Raw genomic sequence first — 23522 nt, forward strand, 5'->3', positions numbered from 1 at the left:
TTGTCATGCTACTATTGCGATGCTGCTCAAAAAGTGTTTGCGGTTAAAGCGATTGAAATAAATCTTGAGCTTTGTGCACTATCCCTCGAAGCTGACTGTAAGGGCGCAGCTCTTTCTCTTCCAGGAGCCGGCAAAGATTGCCTAAAGCCGGTTGAATATACTCCTTGAAAAATGGCTTCCCCCGTTTTTGGGAGAGAAAAGAAAAGGCTCCCAGTATCTGCAGGTTGCGCTGCAGCGCAAGATAGGCATACTGTCTGAGGAAAACTTTTTCATCATATCCGAAGAATGAACGAAGTTCAGAGAGATAAGCTGACATCAGTTCAAACTGCATCTCTTCAGGCATTTCACTATAAGGATCAATCAACAGTGAGGCAAGATCGTAGGCCGGAGGACCGAGCCGGCCACCCTGAAAATCAATTATTTTCAGCTGAGAATTGATCAGCATGACATTCCTGGATTGAAAATCACGGTGCAGAAAAAATCCGCTCAATCCTGTACCGGCTTGGATGGCAATGTCGGCAAATTCTTCTTCAATGCCCGGACAAGGCTCCCCCTGAAGCAGATTATGCCAGAATTCATTTAAAAAATAGTGTGATTCCCTGCCAACCATGACCGAGGTGTCATATTCCGGCGTGTCATAGCACCACTGACGATTGAAACTCTCGGCGCCCCTAACCTGCATACGGGCCAGTATGGCAACAAGCCGCCGGTAGATCTCCAGCATGCTGCTATGGTCTACGGATACTTCCGTATTTTCCTGTCGCAGTACATCGTGCAGGCGGAGATCGCCGCAATCCTCAAAGAGAATTACGCCCGTCAATTCATCGCTGCCGAGTATTTCCGGAATGGGAATATTTTTTGACAGGAGGTGTCGGCCGATTGCCATGACCGAATGAGCCTCTGCCATATTTTGTGTTGAAGTATCCTGGGGCGCAACCCCGACACAGAGACTCTCTCCAGAGCGTTCCACTCTGAAAAACCGTCGTGCAGAGCCATCCGCGGAAATGGGAGTCAGAGCATATCTGCTGAAAAATTCACTCCTTTCCCGATTATTTAATACTCCGGTATCGTAGAGCATTTGCCTGACATTCTCTGCCAAACCTGCATTTTTCATTTTTCTCTCTCACTCCTTGGGAGATCGGGCTTTCTCGAATTCGGAGTTTATGCCCGTAAGGGTGCTTATCGGCGCCAATGGTTTGTTTTTGCACATCAAATCCTGATTACCCCTAATCCTCAGCTCAAGGCCAGAAAATGTTGAGTTTCACGGGTAGTCAGAAATCAAATTACTATGGCGTCGCTGATAGAACTGCCGTCTGCCACCACGGCATCATCCCAGATTACCGAACGGCTGATTGTGACATTATCACCGATTTGCGCCCTGCCGATGCAGCACCACTCCTTCATCGTCACTTTCTTACCGATCACGGCCTTATCGTCTATGCAAAAAGGTGTGGTAATGCGGGACTGCAATTCCATCCAGCAGGGTATCTTATTACCAAGCAGAGCTCCATGCAGATCGAGGTAATCTTGCTCCGTTCCCATATCGGTCCAATGATTATGATCGACACGGAGTGCAGCGATCTCGCCCTTTTCCGCCAATATCCGCCTGTATCTTTCTATGATGCAGCTCTGCGCATTAAGGGGAATAGGCTCCAGTATCTTTGGATCGATTACCTGAATGCCGGTGAAAGCGAGAGCGGAGGGATTGCCGGCACCTTCAAAACTACACAATTGGCCGTTGTTTACGAGCAGGCTGTTAAATCGGGGACAGTCATGCACGGCGAGTGTCAACGGAAAATCACCGTCTACATGCCGGTGATAGAGATTTTTCAAGTCAACGGTATGATAGATATCGCCATTGGTCACCAGCAGCGGTTCATCATCAATGACATCAAGCGCGCGACGAAGTCCGCCACCGGTTCCCAGGATGACTTCTTCCTCCTGGAGGGTGACACCTGAACATTTCCCAAGCACCTCCTTAACCTGCTCGCATAAGTGATGGCAGTTCACAACTATATGATTGAAACCGGCGGCCTGCATCCGGTCAATGGTGAGCAGCAGGAGGGGGGAATTAAGAAGGGGAAAAAGCGGCTTCGGCCTGTAGGTTGAATATGGCAGGAGCCGGGTGCCGAAACCGGCGGCCAGAATCATCGCTTGCATAAATCTTATCCCGGGTATCCTCAGCCCTCTGCGGGAAGAGGATACCCTCATTCAAAAACAGCAGGGTCTCTTTACAATAAATAAGCTATCATTCAGCGGTGCGGCGCACAACTCCCCGTTCTGATTCCTCAAAGAATTTGACCATATCATCGACTTCACTGCAGTCGGTAATTTCCCTTTTGGCAATTTCAAGTGCATCTTTCAACAATAAGTCGGGTGATCTGAAAATGATGCGAAAAGCGGTATCGATTTTTGCTATGGTTTCCCTGCTGAATCCCCGCCTCTTCAGACCGACTTTGTTGATGCCTGAAATTCGCGAACGGTTACGGGTTCCGGTAATAATCACAAAGGGTGGAATATCAAGATTTATGCCGGAGAGGCCGCCGATATAGGAATATTTACCTACCCTGGCAAACTGGTGAATGGCGACAAGGCCGCCGATCGTGGCACAATCGCCCACCTCGACATGACCGGCAATTGTGGCGACATTCGACATAATCACCCCATTGCCGACCTTACAGTCATGGGCAATATGAATGTAGGACATCAGCAGATTATCGTTGCCTACTACTGTTTTTCCTCCACCGGTAACGGTGCCTCTATGCAGTGAGGCATATTCACGTATTCTATTGTTATCCCCTATTATCAGTTCGGTGGGCTCGCCGGCATATTTTAGATCCTGTGGATCACCGCCGACGGTTGCAAATGACGAGATCGAATTATTTTTGCCGATATATGTAGGACCGGTTATTACAGCATGGCCTGCTATGCGACTGCCGGCATCAATGCGGACCTTGCCTTCAATAATGGCATATGGCCCGACGCTCACTGATGAATCAAGTTCTGCTTTTTTATCAATTACTGCGGTTGGGTGAATAGTCATAATCCTTACTTTTCATCTTTTTATTGCTGTTTTGCCGGCTTTCGGAATTCTCCTCGGCCTGTAATTTTCGTTTATGCAGAATGACGTCGTAAAAACTCCCATCTTCGATCAGCACCCTTGCGGGCATAACTCCGATTACGAGAAAGTTCGATATACTCAGGCGCATCAACTCATACTTCCCCATTACACTCTTTCTCAAGTTCGGTGCCGTGAAGTTAAGATTGCATTAGCCGAATGAAGCCATTAATTCGGCCTCGGCGACAAGGCGGCCGTCGACATGGGCGGTGCCCTCCATGACCATGATCCCACGCTTGATTTTCAACAGGTTCAAATCAAATACAAGCTGATCGCCAGGCATCACCGGCTTGCGAAACCTGGCATTGTCGATGCCGGCGAAATAAAGCAGTTTATTACCCATCATCTCCGGCAGCGTATGGTATCCAAGAACACCACCGACCTGTGCCATTCCCTCCAAAATCATCACGCCCGGCATGACCGGATGTTCGGGGAAATGCCCCTGAAAAAAGGGTTCGTTTATGGTGACATTCTTGATACCGCTGATTTTTTCTCCCGGCACGATTTGGGTGATCCTGTCCACCATGACAAATGGATACCTATGAGGCAGCATTCTTAAAATCGCTAAAATATCCATATTTTCCGGTATTTTTTCCGTCATCACTTCTCTCCTCACAAATCATTCTCTTTACTGGTAAGCAATTGCTGTAGTTCATCCATTTCTTTGCGGAGTCGTCGAACTTCCGTACGCATCTCCGGGAGTTTCTCATAAATTTTTGCCGCTTTTATCCATTTTTGTATGGGAATTGCGGGAACGCCCCCTAATATCGCACCGGCCGGCTGATTTTTGTTTACCGCACCTTTACCCGCCACCATAACACCGTCACCAAGATGAACATGTCCTTTGGTGGATGCCTTACCGCCCAGAACGACATTCCTGCCCAGGGTCGTGGAACCGGCTAAAGCAGAGTGAGCGACCAGCAGACAATTCTCTCCAACAACAACATTGTGGGCTATCTGTACCATATTATCGATTTTTGTACCTGATTTAATCCATGTCAGTCCATAAGCTGCTCTATCCACGCAGCAGTTTGCCCCTATTTCGACATCGTCGTCAATACGTACAGTACCGATCTGAGGGCGCTTTATGTGACAGCCCCGCTCATCTGCTGCATATCCATAGCCGTCACTGCCGATCACGGTTCCCGGATGAATGACGACCCGGCAGCCAATCCTGGTAGCATATTCTATGGAAACATTGGGCCGGATTACAGTATCTTCTCCAATCTCCGCGTCATCACCGATATATACTCCAGAACCGATATATACCCGTTCACCAATTTTGACATTGTCGCCCAGGACCGTAAAAGGTTCAATGGTTACCTCGGCTGGTATTTCACAGCCATCGCCGATATGAACGGAGGGGTGAACTCCCTTGGCCTTAAAAGGTTTTTTGAGCAGATGATTATGAATTATGGCGGAGGCAAGATAGGGATCCCTGACACGGATAATGGTTTTCGAACTCTGTTCTATCTCCAAAGGAACCAGAACGGCGGAGGCGCTTGTCTTGTCAAGCAGTTCGGTTTTGGTGGCTTTTGCCAGAAAGGTTATCTGTCCCTGTTTGGCCGCCTCAATTGAGTCCAGGCCTCCTATGGTGATAGAGCCATCGCCGACCACTTCTCCATTTACCAGTTCCGCCAGAGTATCAACTCGCTCCTGTTTGCTTTTCACGTCCACTTTTTCTCCTGCTTTTTTTGGTATTCGCCGAAAATATGCCGCATTGTACCTTTCTCGGAAGTAAATTCATGCTCATTGAGCATAAAGAAAATATTCTCTGCGCAGTTGATCAAATTCCTGCAGTTCTTGATGCCAGCGCTCCTCCATGCTCTCTACAGCCATTCCCTGTTCGAGCTGCTCCCGAACTTCCCTGGAGCCCAGGATAAGATCCATAGGCAATTTGGAATATTCATATTCATATGGTGGATCCTTATACACAAAGTGTTGCGGATAAAGGTGCAGAAGGGCCTGCAGCAGGGCCAGACTGGTCCTGTAAGGCAGATAGGCATGCGGGTCCGTGACATGAAGCTGAAAACCGGTGCATACCATCTCCGCCCATTTCCCGGAGGTCGGCTGGAAAAGCAGCGGTCGCAGATAACAACCCGGGAGTTCAGTCTTTTCTAAAAATGACATTACCTCGGTGTGGTCGAGGAACGGACTGCCGAAGAGCTCAAAGGGCAGCGTGGTTCCCCGTCCTTCGGAAATATTGGTGCCTTCCCAGATAACCTGACCGGGATAGACAAGAGCCGTTTCCGGAGTGGGCATGTTGGGAGAAGGAAAGACCCAGGGAAGGCCTGTTTCCCTGAAGAGCATCTCTCTGCGCCAGCCCTGCATGGGGATTACTTCAAGGTCGGCACCGATTTTATATTCGTTGTTGATCAGCAGTGCCAGCTCACCGAAGGTGAGGCCATGACGCATGGGAAGAGAATAGAGCCCGACGAAGGAGCGCCATTCTTCTTTTAATAGATTGCCTTCCACTGCTACGCCGCCGACAGGGTTAGGGCGGTCGAGAACGACAACCTGTTTACCGTATTCCCTGGCTGCCTCCAGACAGTAGGCCATGGTATAGAGAAAGGTGTACACCCGGGTGCCGACATCCATGAGATCGATGAGAAGGACATCGACGTTCTCCAGCATTTCCCGGCTCGGTTTGCGTAATTCACCGTAAAGACTATAGATCGGCAGACCGGTGAACATATCTGTACTGTGTCCCGATTCTATCATGTTGTCTTGTTTCTCCGAGTAAAAACCATGCTGCGGAGAGAAGAGGGTGGTGAGTCTTTCGCCGAACCTGCGCTGCAGCAGGATCCTGTTGTGGATGAGATGACTATTGACCGAGGCTTGATTCGTCAATAGCCCAAGACGCTTTCCTGAAAATGACCGTGGTTGCGATTCAAGGACATCAAGACCAACTGCTATCATGTGTTTCTTCTCCAGCTTTGCCGTTATCCCTGACTATTCAACCGTAACGCTTTTGGCAAGATTTCTCGGCTGGTCGACATCGCAGCCGCGACGTGCTGCTATTTCATAGGCCAGCAACTGTGCTGGAATTGTATAGAGGATCGGGTTCATCTCTTCGTGTATTTCGGGGAGATATATAACATCATCGGTCAGTGTTCTCAACTGCGTATCTCCCCTGCTGCCCAGCAGGACGAGTCTGCCCTGGCGGGCCTTTATCTCTTCCACATTGGAGATTACCTTGCTGTATACTCCGTCCCGGGGCACGATGGCAAGAATAGGCATCTCTTTATCAATAAGAGCGATTGGACCATGCTTGAGTTCACCTGCGGCATAGCCTTCCGCATGAATGTAGGAAATTTCCTTGAGTTTCAGGGCACCTTCAAGGGCGATGGGAAAATTCATGCCGCGTCCGATAAAAAGAAAATCCCTGCAATCATAGAAACTGTCGATCAGGGTACCAATCTGTTCCTGAATCAGGGGAAGCTCTTTTTCTACAACAGGTCCGATACCTACCAGCGCCTTGGCAAGTTCCTGTCTTTTTTCCAGGTCGATAGTCCCTTTTTTCTCGGCGAGAAAAAGTGCCAGGAGAAAAAGAGCGGCAAGCTGTGCGGTAAATGCCTTGGTTGAGGCTACACCTATTTCAGGTCCCGCATGTGTATAAATGGTGCCGTCGGCCTCCCTGGTCATTGTGGAGCCGACCACATTGCAGATAGTCACCACCCGTGAGCCGAGTTTTCCTGCCAGCCTTATACCGGCCAGGGTATCCGCTGTTTCCCCCGACTGGGAAATGGCAACGGTGAGTACGCTTTCATCAACAATCAAGGTGCGATAGCGATATTCCGAGGCGATATCAACCTCCACGGGAATTCTGGCCCATTTCTCTATCCAGTATTTAGCCACCAGGGCGGCATGCCAGGATGTACCGCAGGCAACCAGAAAAATTCGTTTGATTTTGCCTAAAGCCTGATCATCAAGGCCGATCTCCGGCAATGTCACCTCTCCGGTTTCCAGGTTGACCCTGCCGCTGATAGTATTGGCTATGGCCTGCGGCTGCTCGAAAATTTCTTTGAGCATAAAGTGTCGGAACCCTGCTTTTTCGGCCATCGAGGCACTCCAGTCGATGACGACCTCGCCCCGTTCTTTCTTTTCTCCGGTGGCAATGGAGAACAGAGTGTGACCTTTTTCCGTGAGTACTGCCAGTTCACCATCTTCCAGAAAAACCACGCGATTGGTATATGGCAAGAGCGCCGGAATATCGGAGGCCATAAACGATCCAGCCTCATCATGCACTCCGAGGACAAGAGGACTGTGGTTTCTGGCAGCGATCAGGGTATGCGGCTCTTCCGTCCAGATTACGCCAAGGGCATACGATCCCTCAACCCGGTCAAGCGCCAGGCGGACAGCCTTTACCAGATCATCCTCGAGGTATTCTTCAATGAGATGGGCCAGTACCTCCGTATCCGTCTCCGAGGTAAATTTATGTCCCCTTTCCCTGAGTTCCTCGCGCAGCGAATGATAGTTTTCGATTATTCCGTTATGAACGATCGCAAGCTTTCCACTGCAATCGCTGTGAGGGTGAGCATTATCGGTGGTCGGAGCACCGTGAGTAGCCCAGCGTGTATGCCCGATGCCGACGCACGAAGAACTCAGATAAGCTTCGCCTACATGGTTTTCCAGATTGATCAGTTTGCCCTCGCAGCGAAACTTGACCAGCGCCTCATTTTCGAGATAAACTATTCCGGCTGAATCGTACCCTCTGTACTCCAACCGCTTCAGTCCTTCGAATATCACCGGCACGACACGTTTTGAGCCTACATAACCAACAATGCCACACATATTCTTATCCTTTTTTCAATTTTGAATTATGATCAGAGATGATGGAAATATCTTTTGGTTCTCCGGGTTTTCATAAGATTCTGTCGGCTAAACACCAAAGATTTTTTAAGAATGTGATCTCAAAGAGTAACATTTCTTTTTTCATGAAAGCGAGTTTTTTCTTTGCACCGATTAAAAAAGAAGGTACGATCTGCGGCGATAATAACCAACCAACTCATACCCTCAGAGAGCTTATTTATGAACGACCGACAACGATTGAAAGCAATCCTTCTCGAAAAATCATACAGAAAAGGTACTTTTCAACTTACCTCGGGAAAGACTTCCGACTTCTATATAGATGGTAAACAAACCACCCTTTCAGCCGAAGGTGCATTTTTGTGCGGCAAGCTGATTTTTGATCTTATCAAAAAAGAAGGGAAAGGTATAGGGGCCGTGGGCGGCATGACCCTCGGCGCCGATCCCATAGTCACAGCGGTATCCATCGCCAGTTTTCTCGATCACAATCCAATTCCCGCCTTTATTGTCAGAAAAGAAGCAAAAGGCCATGGCACCGGTAATTATATTGAAGGACTCGGCAATATGGAGAAGGGTTGCAGTGTCGCCCTGGTCGAAGACGTAGTCACCACCGGCGGCACCCTTATCAAGGTTATCGAGCGCGTTGAAGCTGCCGGATTCACCGTAGGTCTTGTTATCACCATCGTTGAGAGACAGGAAGGAGGTACGGCTGCGCTCGAAGAGGCGGGCTACCCCTTGAAATCGCTCTATACCAGAGAAGAACTGCTGGGTGAGGACTCATGAAGTGTAGAAAATGCTCAGCAAAACTTGAAGTGCACAGAGCCTGCAAAAAGGTGCGGATGAAGTGCACCGGCTGTCGTCATGAATATCACATCCATGAAGTTGCTGCAGATATGGATTATGAGACCGAAAAAATACTGGAAAAGTACACCGCTATCATCTATGACTGAAAATCGTATCTCAGCGATACGGACTGGCAAGCTCAGCCTCTGAGAACCCTCAGAGGCGACTTGGATTCGGGAATTCCTCCCGGGTCGTTTTTTCTCCGCCAAAACCCCTTCTTCTCCATCAACCTCCGCGAACATCTTCCTGACAATTTTTTACCATTGAAAATACCCGGAAAAAGATGTAATAATGCTGTCTAAGTTTTCGTATATGGATCATAAACCTGATTCTTCGATGAATATCCATCTTCGAAGTTACAGGTTATAAATACACAGGTCCTCTCCTAAATGGCAGCGACATTCTCTTAATAAAGGCTTACCTTGGCGAGTCTGTCGTAAATTTTAAAAATACGGAAATACATACCTACCAATAGCTTAAATATACCACCAGGGCACTTATCCGGCTCCGCCGGATTGGGGGATTACAGTAATGAAATCTTTCGTCACTTCCGAAAACACGGCAACCATCACCTGTCCCAAATGTAATAAATCGAGAAACCTCCAGGCAGATGAATACCGCAATAAGAAACATACCTTAAAGGTTCGCTGCAGCTGCAACCATGGTTTTGCAGTCATGCTGGACTTCCGTAAGCACTTCAGGAAAGAGACCAATCTCGAGGGCACTTATGTGATGCAACCGCCTGCCGTTGGCAAAGGAAAACTCAATATCCACAATATTTCCCAAAACGGCATCGGCTTCACCATTGGATTCTCGTTATACGGCTCACATGCCCCGAAGCCGGGTCAGAAGGCACAAGTCGTCTTTCAGCTGGACAACAAGAAGAGAACCAGAATTGAAAAATTAGTGCTCATTCGAAATGTCAGCGACAATTCCGTGGGTGGCGAATTCGATCTTTCCGGGGGCTTTGACAAGGATCTTGGTTTTTATCTGCGCTCGTGAGAAAGTTTACAGATCAGTATCCCAACCCATGGATTTACCCATGATGCGCTGGGCTTCTTCAAGAAACGGTTTCAGAGAGGAGCGATCGAGGGCACTTATGATGACGCCTTCCTTTTCCAGATCTTTGACTAAATGTTCCGGATTGTCTACACGATCGATTTTATTAAATACCTTCAGACAGGGAATATCATCGAGTCCCAGGTCTCGAAGAAGTGATTCGACCACCTTTATATGGTCGCGATAGGAAGGATTTGAAACATCTATGACGTGGACCAGCAGATCGGCTTCCTCCAGCTCTTCCAGGGTCGCCTTAAAAGCCTGAAGCAATTCTTCCGGAAGATGACTGATGAAGCCAACCGTATCGGTTATGATTACCTCTAAATCCTCAGGAAAACGCAGCCGCCTGCTGGTGGGATCCAGGGTTGCAAACAGTTTGTTCTCGGCAACGATATCGCTGCCTGTCAGGGTATTGAGCAGAGTCGATTTACCGGCGTTGGTATACCCCACCAGCGAGAGTACCGGAAGATCGTTCTTGCGCCGCTGCGAACGTCTTCTATACCTCTCTCTGCCCACGCCCTTCAGCTCTTTAGCCAGACGCGCCAACCGATCGTTAATTCTTCTTCTATCTATCTCAAGCTTGGTTTCGCCGGGTCCTCTCGCTCCTATCCCACCAGTGAGGCGGGATAGGGCATCGTCCCGCGAGGAAAGCCTGGGCAGCATGTATTTGAGCTGGGCCATCTCTATCTGCAGCTTTCCTTCCCGGCTCATGGCCCGATTTGCGAAGATATCAAGAATCAGCTGAGTTCTGTCGATTACCCGCAGATCGGTGAAATCGGTGATCGAGCGAATCTGCGAAGGGTTCAGCTCCTGATTGAAAATCAACAGGTTGGCATCGAGCTGCAGTGCCCTGATCATGATTTCAGCAAGTTTTCCTTTACCCAGGATCAAACGTGGATTAATTTTTCTGCGCCGCTGCAGGACCGTTTCCAGTACCCGGATATTATCAGATCTCGCCAGTTCGACCAGTTCGGCCATTTCTTCCTCAGCCGTCATTTTGGTCTCGGTGCTGACACTGATGAGAATGGCGCGATCCTCCCCCTCTTTTACTTCTTCAGCACTGCTGATCCGCGAAAATTCATTCTCTATCGAAGTGATCAAATCTTCAAAAGATTCCTTCTGCCTGGCAGGATGAACAGGTTCCAGAAAGGCCCAGTTGCTTTCTTCCTGCCTGCCGGGAAGCAGGTGCACGCTGTGCAGGTTCCCCGGCAAGCCCTCCCTGTCGACATGAAGAACGGCCAGCAAATCCAGGCGCAGGAAAAGAAGATCCATCAGGTCTTCTTCTGTGATTTTCTCACCTGCAAGATGAGTATGAACGAGACGGAGTCCGCGCAGTCTGCCGCCTGAGGTGATATGACCTATGGGAGGGATGAGTATTCCGGAATGTGTGCCTACTATCAGTGTCTCGATTTTACCTGATCGATGAATAAGCAGGCCAATCTGGCGATTCAGCTCAAATGAGAGCCTGCACAAGGTGCGGGCGACCTCCGGGCTGATTATCTCTCCTCGGGGAATGCGTTTTCCGGCGAGCCGGTTGAGGAGCTTGAGCTGGTTTTTCTTTAATCCTTCGGTGTTTCCGCTGAGTATACTTATGGTTTTCTCCTTAGATGGACTCGTAAAAAACTCGATCTAGGTCGTTGTAGATCTTAAACGGCGATTGCCGTACCACATGTACTGTCAAATCGTTGTTTCAGATACTACGCCTAGTATAACGAGCCTTGTCCAGAGTCCATCTCATTAACTTCAATGATTTTGAATTAATTTTCTTCCTGAAAATTTTGCACATTAGGATATCTCCTGCCATATCCGAAGGCCTTGCTGGTTACCTTCAGACCAAGAGGCGCCTGTTTCCTTTTGTATTCGTTGATTCGAACCCGGCGTAAAATATCGCGGACCAGCTGTTTTTCAAAACCCTCGGCAACAATCTGCATGGCATCAAGCCCTTTCTCTAGATGAAGCTCCAGAACCTGATCGAGAATCTCATAAGGAGGCAGGTCGTCCTGATCGCGCTGATCCGGTTTAAGTTCGGCCGTCGGAGGCCTGGTAATGGTGCGCTCTGGAATTATCTCCTGCTCCCGGTTGACATAGCGCGAGAGTTCATAGACAAGATGCTTGGGAACGTCGGCAATAACCGCCAGGCCGCCGCTCATGTCACCATAAAGCGTGCAGTAGCCCACCGACATTTCACTTTTGTTACCTGTTGCCAACAGCAGCGAACCGAATTTATTTGACAGCGCCATCAGGAGATTGCCGCGGATTCTTGCCTGGATATTCTGTTCCGTCAAATCTTCCTCTAATCCTGTAAACAGCGGCGAGAGAGATTTCCGATAGGAGGTGAATAATCCACTGATCGGGAGAACCTCGAAGCGGCAGCCGAGGGCTCCGGCTAAATGCATTGCGTCTTCCTTTGACTCGGGTGCGCTGTATTCGGAAGGAAGGGCCACAGTCAGCACGTTCTCCGGCCCCAGAGCATCCACGGCAATTGCCGCGGTGAGGGCCGAATCGATCCCGCCCGAGACCCCGATGACCACGGCGGCAAAACCGCTTTTGCGCACATAATCGCGTACACCCATGACCAGGCTTTGATATACGGCGCCGACTTCATCGCCGATCTTGTCGTCGTGCATTTCCCCATGCCAGTCGCCGCTATCCACCACCACCATGTCTTCCTTAAATCCGACAGCTCTGGTGGTAATTTCACCGTTACTCTTCATGACCAGACTCCTGCCGTCAAAAAGCAGGGAATCCTGCCCTCCCACCTGGTTTACATAGATCAACGGAATATTCTGTCGTCGGCAAAGCTCGGTAAACATCGCCTTTTTCTGAGCCTCCTTATTTTTCTGAAAGGGTGATGCCGATATGTTAATGATGCCGTCCAGCACGATATTCTGTGACGCTGCCGACTGTTGCAGCAGAGCTACCGGATCGCGCTGATAATCTGCAATAACGCCGTGCCAGATATCCTCACACACGGTAACTCCGAAATGAAGACCATCTATGACATATGGTGCCGGGATACCTCCCGGTTCGAAATACCGGGTCTCATCGAAGACATCGTAGGTTGGCAAAAGCTGCTTATGAGCTCTGAAAACAATCTCGTTGTGGCGCACAACCACAGCTGAATTGTAGAGTTTTTTCCCTCTGTCACCATTCCGTTCTTCAAAACATCCGAAAAGAACATCGATATCAGGGAGCTGTGCCTGTAAAAATTTAATCGCTTCCCGCTGTTGAGCTATGAACGCCGAACGCTCCAGAAGATCCTGCGGTGGATAGCCGGAAACGGCCATTTCAGGGAAGATTGCCAGACCGCAGCCCTCCTGCTCGGCCCTTTTGGCCCAGCTGAGTATCTTATCGCAGTTATACCTGAAATCACCAATGATTGGGTTAATCTGAACAAGTGCTATTTTCACAGCCGAATCCACCTTATTTTACTTGCCTTGATCATGAAGGCCATGGATTGATAAATTTGTTTTCTTCCTGCTCTTTAGCCTATCACCATTCAGAAATCAATCAGTTTTCGGGAGCTTCCATCACTCTCGGAAACCCGCGAGCATGCTCTCACTCTGCTGGAATTGACGAGAACTTTATAGGAGTGTTTGTATTCTTGCAAAAAAAAGGAAAACACGGCGCCAGATACTAAAGAAATATATGCATCACGAGAGAATGAGGCTGTATGGCTATTTTTTCTTTTTTCTCTGATATTCAAAGACAGCTCGATTATGCTCTTTAAGGGTCTTGGAAAAAAAGTGAGTGCCGTCATTTTTAGAGACGAAATAAAAATAGTTCTCTTGCGCAGGATGCAATACCGCTTGCAGTGCAGCTTTTCCCGGACTGCAGATTGGTCCAGCCGGCAGACCGGAGATTACATAGGTATTGTAAGGAGTCGGGCTTCTCAGATCTTTTTTGGTTATATCGCCGGAAAAATTTTCGATGCCGTAGATAACGGTTGGATCGGACTGCAGCCTCATCCCTTCGCTCAGTCTGTTTTTGAATACCGAGGCTATCTTTGCCCTTTCTCCGGAACTGCCCGTCTCTTTTTCGACAATAGAGGCGAGAATCACAACTTCATGGCGTCCGGCCTCGTCGGCCCCCAGTTCCTCCCAGACCTGGAAGAATCTGTTGACCATCATTCTCACGATCTTTTCGGCGTCGAAGGCGGGGTAGCGCGTCAGATAATAAGTATCGGGGTAGAGATATCCTTCCAGACTTGATTGTTCCAATCCTAAAGAGGAAATAAAATCGGCATCATGAACGAGTTCGAGGATTTTCTCCCGGGTACTCCAGTTTCCTTCCTCAAAAATCGCGGCTATTTCCCTGGCCCGCAGGCCTTCGGGGATGGTGACGGGATGTTGCCTTGCCTTAGCTCTGGTGAGCTCTTCCAGAAGCTCCATAGGCAATCTGCCGGTCGGCAAAACGAACTCGCCTGCATGTATTTTACCGGCCAGTTTTTTCCATCTGGCGAGAATCCGGAAACGAACATCTGCGGTGATTAGGCCTGATTCAGCCAATATCTGTGAGATTTGATCAAAGGAGGATCCCTTCGGGATGATGACGACCACCTCCTGCGCTCCAGGCGGTCCGGGAGTGTTGCTGTATCGTGCAAGCCAGGTGATGAAAATCACGCTCAGGACAACCATCAGCAAGACCGCCGCCAGGGCGATCTTGCTAAGTTGTCGATATATAAAACTTTTTACCATATCTGCACGTAAGCCACAGTACGGATTTAACTGGTTTGTGGCTGTGCTTTAGCCGGCGTCTTCCGGGGTGTTTTAACCGGTGTTTTTTTCACAGGTTGGGGGAATACCAGCTTGACGATCTCATCCATGCTCTTGACTGGGAAAAACTGCATCTTCTTCCTGATCACCTCCGGTATTTCCGCCAGATCTTTCTTATTCTGTTCCGGAATAATCACCTTATGAAGATCGGCGCGAAGCGCGGCAAGAGCTTTCTCCTTGAGACCGCCGATGGGCAACACCCTGCCTCTCAGGGTAATCTCTCCGGTCATGGCCAGTTTTTTGTTAACTTTCTTGCCGAGAATCGCAGAATAGAGTGCGGTTGCCAGGGTAATACCGGCGGATGGTCCATCCTTGGGTATAGCGCCTGCCGGTACATGAATATGGATGTCTATAGTATCGAAATAGGCAGGTTCGACCTTGAGCTCCTTGAACCGGCTACGGCAATAGGTCAAGGCAGCCTGCGCGGATTCCTTCATAACATCGCCAAGCTGGCCGGTAAGGATCAGCTTGCCCTTGCCGGGCATTATGTTGGCCTCGATCTGGAGAATTTCTCCGCCCACCTCTGTCCAGGCCAACCCCGTGGCCAGGCCCGGTTGATCCAGTGAATCCAGATCGGTTTCGGGGATCGTTTTCGGAGGTCCCAGGTATTTATCTATGGTGCGAACCGAAATCCGGTATGGACCTTTACCGCCTTCGGCGATCTTCCGGGCAATCTTTCTGCAGACCTTCCCTATCTCCCTCTCCAGATTCCGCAGGCCGGCCTCATAGGTGTAATGGGAAATCATATGCTTGAGTGTCTCATCATCAATGAGGATATGCTTCGGCTTGATTCCGTTTTCGGTGATCTGCCGCGGCAGCAGGTAGCGATTGGCAATGACAAGCTTTTCCTCAAGCGTATAGCCGGAGAGCCGGATCACCTCCATGCGGTCATAGAGCGGTCCGGGAATGGTATCGCTCATATTGGCCGTGGTAATAAACATCACCTTGGACAAATCAAAGGGCAGGTTGAGATAATGATCGGAAAACTCAAAATTCTGCTCCGGATCAAGCACCTCGAGCAGCGCCGAGGAGGGATCGCCCCGGTAATCGGAGCCGATCTTATCAATCTCATCCATCATGAAAATAGGATTGTTGGTGTTTGTGGTTTTCAATCCCTGGATGATTCTACCGGGCATTGCGCCTATATACGTGCGTCGATGCCCGCGGATTTCAGCCTCATCGCGCATGCCGCCCAATGAAATTCGATGAAATTTTCTTCCCATCGCCCTGGCGATTGACTGCCCCAGAGAGGTCTTACCTACACCAGGAGGTCCGACAAAACAGAGGATCGGCCCCTTGGTGGATTTGTTCAGTTTTCTCACGGCCAGATATTCGAGAATCCTCTCTTTGACGCGCTCCAGGCCATAATGATCTTCATCGAGAATCTCCTTGGCGGCTTTGAGGTCAAGGACGTCCTTGGATGATTTCTTCCAGGGAACATCAAGAATCCAGTCGATGTATGTGCGGATAATGGTGGCTTCGGACGAATCGGGATGCATCATTTCCATCCTGGAGATCTGCTTCTTCGCCTCCTTCCTGACCGACTTGGGCATCTTGGTCTTTTTCAACTTGCGTTCCAGTTCTTCGATCTCCTGCAGCCTTTCATCGGTGTCGCCGAGTTCTTTCTGCAGGGCGTGGAGCTGTTCGCGGAGGAAATATTCCCGCTGGGATTTGCTCATCTCCTCCTTGGCACTGTTTTGGATCTTGGCCTGAACGGTAGAGACTTCCAGTTCTTTACCGAGAAGTTCACTGACCAGCTTGAGCCTTTTGATCGGATCAATTTCCTCGAGAATGGACTGCGACTCAACCACTTTCAGGCGCAGATTGGAACCCACCAGATCGGCCAGACGACCCGGGTCCTCGATATTGTTGATGATCATCATCAAATCGGCGGAGAGAATGCCCCTTAAAGACATTATCTTTTCCGTCTGTTCCCTGACGGTCCGCATAAGCGCCTCGATTTCGATGGTGACAGGACCCGCTTCAGGTTCCTCAATTTCTTCGATTTTTACCTGATAGGAGGGTTCCGTCCGCACAAACTCGGTAATACGGGCCTTGGACATGGCCTGCACCAGAACCTTGAGCCTGCCGTCAGGCAGTTTAAGGGTTCTCATGACCATGCAGACCATACCGACGTCGTAGATGTCCTCGATTTCAGGATCGTCTTTGGTGGCATCCTTCTGAGTAACCAGCATCAGGAGTTTATTCGCACCGAGGGCCTCGTTGACAGCTTCCACGGAACCGGGACGACCAACGAATAACGGTATTATCATATAGTTGAAGATGACAACATCGCGTACCGCCATCATGGGGAGAACTTCAGGAATCTGCACATCCTCGTTACTGGAGAAATCGTCCATTCCTATGCTTAAAGAATCATTAAATTCCACTAAAACCTCCAAAAAGGTATTCTATCTTCAGGCTGCCTGCCATTCAGTTTTTCACTTTTCTTATCAGGACCAGGGGTTTCCGTTCCCGATAAATATAATTCGTTTTTGATAATCCAATTCATGTCTGCGCCAAGTTCGATTGGCTCATTTAATATAATGCCCTTTGAGTCCTTCGCGGCAACTTTTTACGAGATTATCTTAATATTATTCATTCTTATAACATTAATCAAAAAGTTGGCTTAACCTAAACACTGAAACGATGTTCGTCAAGATGACATAGTCCGGCCGATTACCGAAAATATTCTTTTTTCTTGATCTCTTGCTGCTTTTCCTCCATATTTAATGCAAATTCATACTGTGTGAAGAATGACACCATCCTCGGGAGATCCGCCATGCTCAGCAACAAATCCTTTTTCGATCTAACTGAATATCCACATCCACAGCTTATAGCCGGGGATAAGCCTGTATGGGAAGGGCTCAATAACCTCAAGGAATACCTGCTCGACTATTCCTTTCAACCCCTCTTCTCCCCGGTTTTCAAAAACAATATACCGCTGGACCGCACCCTCATTCTCCACAACGGCGATATCATTGACGGCGAGGAGGCTTCTCTGGTTTTCGGCAATACCACCGCCGGAGAACTGAAGGTGTACCTCAAGGAGGAACTGCTTGACGGAGCTTCCGTACTTATGGCAGGCTCGTGTTTCTGCGGCGACAAGATCGAGATCGGCAAAGGCGTACTTATTGAACCCGGAGCCATGCTCAAATCACCGATCATCATCGGCGACTGCAACGAAGTAAGACAGGGTGCTTATCTCCGTGGCCATATCATTTCCGGAAACGGATGTGTTTTAGGCCACGCCACCGAAGTCAAGCATGCCATTTTTCTCAACGATGCCAAGGCCGGTCACTTCAATTATATTGGGGATTCCATACTAGGCAACAATACCAACCTGGGAGCCGGCACCAAACTTGCCAATCTCAGGTTTTTAAAGGGCAACATCTTCCTGGATCACAATGGAGAGTTTGTCGACACCGGCAGAAAGAAGTTTGGGGCCGTGCTCGGTGACAACTCCCAGACAGGCTGCAATTCGGTAACCAATCCCGGAACTCTGCTGGGAAGAGAGTCCTTCATCATGCCCAACGTCACGGCTCGCTCAGGTTTTCATCCCCCGGGGAGCATGATTCGCGCTTAACGCACTGAATGTTGATGACCTCATCAATTTTCAACTTGATTCCCCCTGCAACTCAGCATTTTCCGGTTCAGGCCGGGACTGCTCTTTTCATCTGGACGCCATAAACCCCATCCATGGTGGCTTCGCTGCAGCCGTCCGGGCTGCAGAGACCCGAGAAAAGAGCAGCCCCGACTGGGGATTCGGGTTGTCAGAGCTTTTTAAAGCGGACCGTTCCCCCTGCCCTGCTCCGGTTTTTTTCTGCGCAAGATGCCATGCACTTCACACTCCGATAATGGTGGCACAGTAGTAAGATAAACACTATTGCCCGGGTTGGCGGCAGCAATGGATTCTCTTCCTTCTGTCTCCATGGCCTGGATGGTCACGGCCTGCAGCGCCATGCCCCTCCCCATATATTCGAGATGCTCACCGGTTTCCACACGATTCCTGATTTCCACCAGGGTCTTCTCCCCCGCCTTGCGGACCACGGCCACCGGCTCGACGAGCTGTTCCGCCCGTGAAGTTTCATAGAGCATATCCTCCATGTTCGGTTTATGTTTGAAGAAATTTTCACTTATTCCCCGTGTTCCTGTTTTGCGGATCTCTTCAGCAAATATATCGGGCAGCTTAATTTCAGCGAGATTCTGCCAGGCAGAATCCGGCAGAGCGGCCAGATAATCAAGAGCGGCGCGGTAAATACGGACAACACCGCCCACATAAAAAATAGATTTCATCCGACCTTCAATCTTTAAAGAATCAACTCCTGCGGCAACAAGCTCGGGCAGTCGCAGAAGCAGGCAGAGATCCTTGGAATTGAATATATAGGTGCCCCGCTCATCCTCCTCCACGGGAAAGTATTGACCCGGTCTTTTTTCCTCGCTGAGGCTGTAACTGAATCTGCAGGGATGGGAGCACTTGCCTTGATTGGCATCTCGCGAAGTCAGATAACTGGAGAGCATACATCTGCCGGAATAAGAAATACAGAGGGCGCCATGGACGAAGACCTCGAGCTCGCCATGCACCTTTTGCCGTATCTCCTTTATTTCGTTCAGAGAAAGCTCCCTGGCCAGATTCAGTCTGTCCGCACCCTGATTCAGCCAGAACTGGGCAGCGGCATGATTAGTGACATTGGCCTGGGTTGATAGATGAATGGGGAGTTCCGGAACACAGTTGCGGGCAATGCCGAGGATGCCCGGATCAGCAATGATAATTCCATCCACTTGATATTGCCGGAGAGAACGGAGATAGTCATCAAGCCCTTCAAGATCGCTATTGTGAGCCAGGACGTTAACGGTTACATAGACTTTTCTGTCGCGGTCATGGGCGAATTCGATTCCCTTGACCATATCTTCGGATGAAAAGTTACCTGCTTTGGCGCGAAGGCTTAATTCTTTTCCGCCGAGATACACGGCATCGGCACCATAATGGATTGCCGTTATCAGTTTTTCCAGATTCCCGGCAGGTGCCAGCAATTCCGGGATATACGGGCCGGTCCCATTGTGCCTTTTATTTTTCGTCATACTTGAGTAGAATATAAACTTTGAGTTTGTGACAATCGTTAATCAATAACAGTACAGCAAGGAGTTATGTGAATAGAAAAAAGGTTGGAGTTGCTTTGAGTGGAGGTGTTGATTCGACCTCTACCGCCCTCTTGCTGAAGGACCACTATAATGTGACCGGCTTCTTTATGCAATTGGCACAACCCGACATCGAAAAACAAATCGAACGTGTTACTGAAGTTGCCGAGCGAATAGCTGTCCCGCTGCATATAATAAACCTCTCAGAGCCATTTGAAAAAAGAGTCCTTGACTACTTCTGCTCAAGTTATCTCAGAGGTTTAACTCCGAATCCCTGTGTTATCTGCAATGAAGGGATCAAATTCGGACTCTTTCTGGAGACGGTACTGGGAACGGGCATGGATATGATGGCGACGGGCCATTATGCCAGAATAATGGAGACAGATGGAGTATTTCATCTGTATAAGGGCGTGGATAAGCGCAAAGATCAGTCCTACTTTCTCTCGCGCCTCAACCAGGTGCAGCTTTCCAGGATTCTTTTTCCCTTGGGAGAGAAGACCAAGGATGACATTTATGACTTTGTCGAGGGACACGGCTTTCACAGCTTTCGCGGCAGGGAAAGCCAGGATGTCTGCTTCCTGGAACACACCAGTGTCGCCGACTTCCTGCAACAAAAATCGGCGGCAGTGCAGCCTGGTTACATTCAGGATGAAGCTGGTACTATTTTAGGAAGACACCAGGGAATCTCCTGCTATACAGTGGGCCAGCGCAGAGGACTCGGTATCTCCGATTCCCGCCCTTTCTACGTCACCAGGATCGATGCCGCCTCGAATACAGTGGTGGTCGGCAAAAGCGAAGACCTGCTCCAAAAAGACATAACCCTCCACAACCTTCACTGGATAGCGGGCAACGCTCCATCGCTGGAAAAAAAATATCAGGTCAAGATTCGCTATACACACCCCGGATGCGATGCATCGCTGACTGAATTGGCAAATGGACGACTTCAACTCCATTTTTCCCAGGCGCAGCGGGCTCTGACTCCCGGCCAGTTTGCCGTAATCTACAGCAATGACGAAGTAGTGGGGTCAGGTGAAATCACCTGATTAATTCAGCATATTCTCAACAAATGAAAAGAATTCGGATACATACTTTCGGCTGTAAAGTCAATCAATTTGAATCAGCCTCCTTCCATTCAGGATTTGAATCCCTGGGTCATGACATTGTCTCCTCAGATATGGAGACGGATGTTGTTGTCATCAATACCTGCTCGGTCACCGCCAAGGCCGGAGTGCAATCGCGCCAGGCTGTCCGCAAGGCGCTGCGGAACAATCCTCATGCGAAGATCGTGATAACAGGATGTTATTCACAGATGGCAGCCGAGGAACTCGCCGCCATGGATGAGCTGCAAAACAGGGCCGTTGCCATTATCGGCAACAGCGATAAACATCTGCTCGTCGAGACGGCCCTGCAGGACAACTCCGAACTCACTCTCCTGCACACCCCCATCGACTCGGTAAAGGAAATATCCCACCTGCCGATTCGGCATTTCAGCAACCGTACCCGTGCCTATCTGCGCATCCAGGACGGCTGCAATGCCTTCTGTACCTACTGCATCGTGCCCTTCACCAGGGGCAGAAGCCGAAGTCTGGCCGTGGCCGATGTTCTCCAACAAGCCAAAATATTTGCAGAGGAAGGCTATAAAGAGATCGTCATCACCGGAATCCATGTGGGCTATTATGGCGCAGATCTTGACGGTAATGAAGATATCAGCACAATTATGGAAAAACTCTGCCGGATGACACCTTCCATACGCTACCGCCTCAGTTCAATCGAGCCCCTGGAAATATCGGGTAAACTCCTTGAAGTTATGGCACAAAACAACAATTTTATGCCGCACTTACATATTCCTTTACAGAGCGGGGCCGATGATATACTCTTGCGCATGAACAGGCGGTATACTACCGGCCGCTTTGCAGAAATTCTTGATGCCTGCCGGAGCAAAATAGAGGACATAGCCATTGGTATAGATATACTGGCGGGCTTTCCGGGAGAAACGGAAGATCTCTTCTCCCAGACCTACTCGTTTCTCAAGGAGCTCGATTTCACCTATCTTCATGTCTTTCCCTATTCCAGACGCCCAGGTACCCCGGCAGCTGATTTCAGTAATCAGATTGCCAAGGATATCAAAGACGCACGTGTAGCAAAACTACGTCGACTGAGCGATGACAAGAAAAATAGCTATTACCGCCGCTTCCTCGGCAGCAGCCGTCCACTGCTCGTGGAGAACTCCAGGGATAACACGGGACGGCTCAAGGGTTTCACCGATAACTATATTCCGGTAGTATTTGAGGGCGAAGACATCTTGAAGAACAGTCTTCTCCAGGTAAAACTGGAAACAGCAGAACACACCGCTCTACACGGTACAATCATTCCGGATACCTATGAAAGGTGAAATTATTGCCATAGGCGATGAGTTGACCTCTGGTCGTATTTTAAACACCACCAGTGGTTTTGCCGCACGCCATCTCTTCGATGCCGGATATGAAATCTACGCCATGCATACCATTGGCGATACCCCTGTTCTGATCGGAGAAGCCCTGAAACGTGCCCTTGACAGAGTCGATTTTGTTATTGTAACCGGTGGACTTGGTATTACCGACGATGACCTCACCAACGAGGCCGTATCCATCGCCCTGAATATACCGACTATGCCGAATCTGGAAATCTTATATCAGATTCGCTCGCATCTCGACGGTATCTCGGGAAACCCGCTCAGCCCTCTGGAAAAACTGGCGTGGCTGCCAAAAGGTGCCGAAGCATTGAACCCAAAGGCACGGATGGCCGGCTACCAGCTGGTCCATGACGGCAAACCCATCTTTTTTCTTCCCGGCATACCAAGCCAGATGGAACAACTGCTGCTGGAACAGGTCCTTCCCAGGCTGACCACCTGGTATGCCGACCCCCGGAAAGGGATGCGTCAGAAAATGCTGCGGGTCTTCAATATGAATGAGGTTGAGGTCAATGGGAAAATAGCTTCGCTCAAGCTCGACAAAACCGTCAGCATCGGCTATTACCCGGTTTTTCCGGAACTGCACATTTCACTGACCATTCGAAACACCGAGTGCAGTGAATGCACCGCCGTTCTCTCACATGCCGCCGATTCCATCTGCGATTTACTGGGCTCCGTAGTTTATGGCAAGAACCAGGAGACCATGGAGGCAGTTGTCGGCAAATTGCTCAAGAAAAAGAAGCTTAAATTGGCCGTCGCCGAATCATGTACCGGAGGACTGCTCTCTCATAAAATTACCAAAGTACCCGGTAGTTCCTCATATTATCTGGGCGGCATTACCACTTACGCCAACAGCATGAAAACTAAATTTCTTCATGTGCCCAAGAAAATGCTGAATCAGCATGGTGCTGTAAGCAGGGAGGTAGCCGAAACCATGGCGGCTTCGGTACGAAAAATAACCGGAGCGGACCTTTCTCTCTCGATCACCGGCATAGCGGGCCCGGAAGGCGGTTCTGAGGAAAAACCGGTAGGGACCGTCTATATAGGCATGGCGGGGTCCTCATATTGCTCCGCCTCTCGTTTTCAGTTTGAGGGAAGCCGTGAACAGATACAGGAAATTACCGCAGTGATGGGTCTGGACCAGGTACGTCGATATTTATTGAATCAGCTTTGATGGACTCGTTGACGAAACTCCAGGTAGCTGGCTAATAAGTTCGATCTCCGACTTCCGCCCCCAAAGAGAGCCGGTGTCTTCCGTTCCCCTAGGGATAAACACTTTCACGGGATTCTTTCTCAACAGCAGAAAAGTTCAATCACTATTCAATTTTCA

General features: G+C 49.4%; 20 protein-coding genes. 7 read left to right on the plus strand and 13 right to left on the minus strand.

Annotated features, from left to right (window positions below):
• Positions 1 to 43: 43 nt before the first annotated feature.
• From JWG88_RS03100 to glmS, 8 genes are all read right to left on the minus strand, one after another.
• Entirely contained in the window at positions 44 to 1114 is a 1071-nt protein-coding gene (locus JWG88_RS03100) for an aminoglycoside phosphotransferase family protein (protein ID WP_205232227.1), read from the minus strand.
• Positions 1115 to 1278: 164 nt separating this feature from the next.
• A complete protein-coding gene (locus JWG88_RS03105; RefSeq protein WP_205232228.1) occupies positions 1279 to 2160 on the minus strand; it encodes a nucleotidyltransferase family protein in 882 nt (293 codons plus the stop codon).
• A gap of 88 nt (positions 2161 to 2248) precedes the next feature.
• Positions 2249 to 3043, minus strand: a complete 795-nt coding sequence (lpxA, locus tag JWG88_RS03110) for an acyl-ACP--UDP-N-acetylglucosamine O-acyltransferase (protein WP_205232229.1) — start codon at positions 3041 to 3043, stop codon at positions 2249 to 2251.
• The gene (locus JWG88_RS03115; protein ID WP_205232230.1) at positions 3015 to 3227 is read right to left on the minus strand and encodes a hypothetical protein; all 213 of its coding nucleotides are present in this window, start codon (positions 3225 to 3227) and stop codon (positions 3015 to 3017) included. The genes lpxA and JWG88_RS03115 overlap by 29 nt, the downstream gene beginning before the upstream one ends.
• Before the next feature lie 42 nt (positions 3228 to 3269).
• Complete coding sequence (fabZ, locus tag JWG88_RS03120; RefSeq protein ID WP_205232231.1) at positions 3270 to 3719, minus strand: 3-hydroxyacyl-ACP dehydratase FabZ; 450 nt, start codon at positions 3717 to 3719, stop codon at positions 3270 to 3272.
• Between the two features lie 11 nt (positions 3720 to 3730).
• On the minus strand, positions 3731 to 4795 hold the full coding sequence (gene lpxD / locus JWG88_RS03125; RefSeq protein ID WP_337833098.1) for a UDP-3-O-(3-hydroxymyristoyl)glucosamine N-acyltransferase: 1065 nt from the start codon (positions 4793 to 4795) through the stop codon (positions 3731 to 3733).
• A gap of 72 nt (positions 4796 to 4867) precedes the next feature.
• A complete protein-coding gene (locus tag JWG88_RS03130; protein ID WP_205232232.1) occupies positions 4868 to 6037 on the minus strand; it encodes an exo-beta-N-acetylmuramidase NamZ family protein in 1170 nt (389 codons plus the stop codon).
• Positions 6038 to 6070: 33 nt separating this feature from the next.
• The gene (gene glmS / locus JWG88_RS03135; protein ID WP_205232233.1) at positions 6071 to 7912 is read right to left on the minus strand and encodes a glutamine--fructose-6-phosphate transaminase (isomerizing); all 1842 of its coding nucleotides are present in this window, start codon (positions 7910 to 7912) and stop codon (positions 6071 to 6073) included.
• Positions 7913 to 8149: 237 nt separating this feature from the next.
• Here glmS and pyrE point away from each other — a divergent pair, with 237 nt between their 5' ends.
• The 3 genes from pyrE (at position 8150) to JWG88_RS03150 (ending at position 9772) form a co-directional block, all read left to right on the plus strand.
• On the plus strand, positions 8150 to 8710 hold the full coding sequence (gene pyrE, locus JWG88_RS03140; RefSeq protein ID WP_205232234.1) for an orotate phosphoribosyltransferase: 561 nt from the start codon (positions 8150 to 8152) through the stop codon (positions 8708 to 8710).
• Positions 8707 to 8877 (plus strand): dual CXXC motif small (seleno)protein, encoded by a 171-nt coding sequence (locus tag JWG88_RS03145; protein ID WP_205232235.1) that lies wholly within the window; start codon positions 8707 to 8709, stop codon positions 8875 to 8877. The genes pyrE and JWG88_RS03145 overlap by 4 nt, the downstream gene beginning before the upstream one ends.
• Before the next feature lie 424 nt (positions 8878 to 9301).
• Positions 9302 to 9772, plus strand: coding sequence for a zinc ribbon domain-containing protein (locus tag JWG88_RS03150; RefSeq protein WP_205232236.1), 471 nt, complete (start codon positions 9302 to 9304; stop codon positions 9770 to 9772).
• 6 nt (positions 9773 to 9778) lie between these two features.
• On the opposite strand, the gene hflX is transcribed toward JWG88_RS03150, so the two are convergent.
• From hflX to lon, 4 genes are all read right to left on the minus strand, one after another.
• Positions 9779 to 11302 carry a GTPase HflX gene (gene hflX / locus JWG88_RS03155; protein WP_240194232.1) on the minus strand — a complete coding sequence of 508 codons (1524 nt, stop codon included), beginning with the start codon at positions 11300 to 11302 and terminating at the stop codon, positions 9779 to 9781.
• A 284-nt stretch (positions 11303 to 11586) separates the two neighbouring features.
• Positions 11587 to 13239, minus strand: coding sequence for an NAD+ synthase (locus tag JWG88_RS03160; RefSeq protein ID WP_205232237.1), 1653 nt, complete (start codon positions 13237 to 13239; stop codon positions 11587 to 11589).
• Positions 13240 to 13506: 267 nt separating this feature from the next.
• Positions 13507 to 14526, minus strand: coding sequence for an endolytic transglycosylase MltG (gene mltG / locus JWG88_RS03165; protein WP_205232238.1), 1020 nt, complete (start codon positions 14524 to 14526; stop codon positions 13507 to 13509).
• A 26-nt stretch (positions 14527 to 14552) separates the two neighbouring features.
• Complete coding sequence (gene lon, locus JWG88_RS03170; protein ID WP_205232432.1) at positions 14553 to 16964, minus strand: endopeptidase La; 2412 nt, start codon at positions 16962 to 16964, stop codon at positions 14553 to 14555.
• A 422-nt stretch (positions 16965 to 17386) separates the two neighbouring features.
• Here lon and JWG88_RS03175 point away from each other — a divergent pair, with 422 nt between their 5' ends.
• A complete protein-coding gene (locus JWG88_RS03175) occupies positions 17387 to 18190 on the plus strand; it encodes an LbetaH domain-containing protein (RefSeq protein WP_205232239.1) in 804 nt (267 codons plus the stop codon).
• A gap of 197 nt (positions 18191 to 18387) precedes the next feature.
• Here JWG88_RS03175 and JWG88_RS03180 read toward each other — a convergent pair whose 3' ends face one another.
• Positions 18388 to 19686 carry a peptidase U32 family protein gene (locus JWG88_RS03180; protein WP_205232240.1) on the minus strand — a complete coding sequence of 433 codons (1299 nt, stop codon included), beginning with the start codon at positions 19684 to 19686 and terminating at the stop codon, positions 18388 to 18390.
• Positions 19687 to 19727: 41 nt separating this feature from the next.
• On the opposite strand from JWG88_RS03180, the gene mnmA reads away from it, so the two are divergent.
• Genes mnmA through JWG88_RS03195 form a run of 3 tightly spaced genes read left to right on the plus strand, consistent with a single transcriptional unit; the run spans position 19728 to position 23366 of the window.
• The gene (gene mnmA, locus JWG88_RS03185) at positions 19728 to 20786 is read left to right on the plus strand and encodes a tRNA 2-thiouridine(34) synthase MnmA (RefSeq protein WP_205232433.1); all 1059 of its coding nucleotides are present in this window, start codon (positions 19728 to 19730) and stop codon (positions 20784 to 20786) included.
• Positions 20787 to 20809: 23 nt separating this feature from the next.
• Positions 20810 to 22135 carry a tRNA (N(6)-L-threonylcarbamoyladenosine(37)-C(2))-methylthiotransferase MtaB gene (gene mtaB, locus JWG88_RS03190; RefSeq protein WP_205232241.1) on the plus strand — a complete coding sequence of 442 codons (1326 nt, stop codon included), beginning with the start codon at positions 20810 to 20812 and terminating at the stop codon, positions 22133 to 22135.
• Positions 22125 to 23366: a CinA family nicotinamide mononucleotide deamidase-related protein gene (locus JWG88_RS03195; protein ID WP_205232242.1), complete on the plus strand. Its 1242-nt coding sequence runs from the start codon at positions 22125 to 22127 to the stop codon at positions 23364 to 23366. Before mtaB ends, JWG88_RS03195 begins: the two co-directional genes overlap by 11 nt.
• Positions 23367 to 23522: the final 156 nt, after the last annotated feature.

The organism is Desulfopila inferna (assembly GCF_016919005.1).
GTDB lineage: Bacteria > Desulfobacterota > Desulfobulbia > Desulfobulbales > Desulfocapsaceae > Desulfopila_A > Desulfopila_A inferna.

Bases quoted from the DNA above. Each gene is read 5' to 3' on its own strand.
- lon (WP_205232432.1), bottom strand. From the start codon at position 16,964: ATGGACGATTTCTCCAGTAACGAGGATGTGCAGATTCCTGAAGTTCTC.
- mltG (WP_205232238.1), bottom strand. From the start codon at position 14,526: ATGGTAAAAAGTTTTATATATCGACAACTTAGCAAGATCGCCCTGGCG.
- glmS (WP_205232233.1), bottom strand. From the start codon at position 7,912: ATGTGTGGCATTGTTGGTTATGTAGGCTCAAAACGTGTCGTGCCGGTG.
- JWG88_RS03180 (WP_205232240.1), bottom strand. From the start codon at position 19,686: ATGACGAAAAATAAAAGGCACAATGGGACCGGCCCGTATATCCCGGAA.
- JWG88_RS03130 (WP_205232232.1), bottom strand. From the start codon at position 6,037: ATGATAGCAGTTGGTCTTGATGTCCTTGAATCGCAACCACGGTCATTT.
- JWG88_RS03150 (WP_205232236.1), top strand. From the start codon at position 9,302: ATGAAATCTTTCGTCACTTCCGAAAACACGGCAACCATCACCTGTCCC.
- JWG88_RS03115 (WP_205232230.1), bottom strand. From the start codon at position 3,227: ATGGGGAAGTATGAGTTGATGCGCCTGAGTATATCGAACTTTCTCGTA.
- JWG88_RS03100 (WP_205232227.1), bottom strand. From the start codon at position 1,114: ATGAAAAATGCAGGTTTGGCAGAGAATGTCAGGCAAATGCTCTACGAT.
- JWG88_RS03145 (WP_205232235.1), top strand. From the start codon at position 8,707: ATGAAGTGTAGAAAATGCTCAGCAAAACTTGAAGTGCACAGAGCCTGC.
- fabZ (WP_205232231.1), bottom strand. From the start codon at position 3,719: ATGACGGAAAAAATACCGGAAAATATGGATATTTTAGCGATTTTAAGA.
- lpxA (WP_205232229.1), bottom strand. From the start codon at position 3,043: ATGACTATTCACCCAACCGCAGTAATTGATAAAAAAGCAGAACTTGAT.
- JWG88_RS03105 (WP_205232228.1), bottom strand. From the start codon at position 2,160: ATGCAAGCGATGATTCTGGCCGCCGGTTTCGGCACCCGGCTCCTGCCA.
- JWG88_RS03195 (WP_205232242.1), top strand. From the start codon at position 22,125: ATGAAAGGTGAAATTATTGCCATAGGCGATGAGTTGACCTCTGGTCGT.
- pyrE (WP_205232234.1), top strand. From the start codon at position 8,150: ATGAACGACCGACAACGATTGAAAGCAATCCTTCTCGAAAAATCATAC.
- JWG88_RS03175 (WP_205232239.1), top strand. From the start codon at position 17,387: ATGCTCAGCAACAAATCCTTTTTCGATCTAACTGAATATCCACATCCA.
- mtaB (WP_205232241.1), top strand. From the start codon at position 20,810: ATGAAAAGAATTCGGATACATACTTTCGGCTGTAAAGTCAATCAATTT.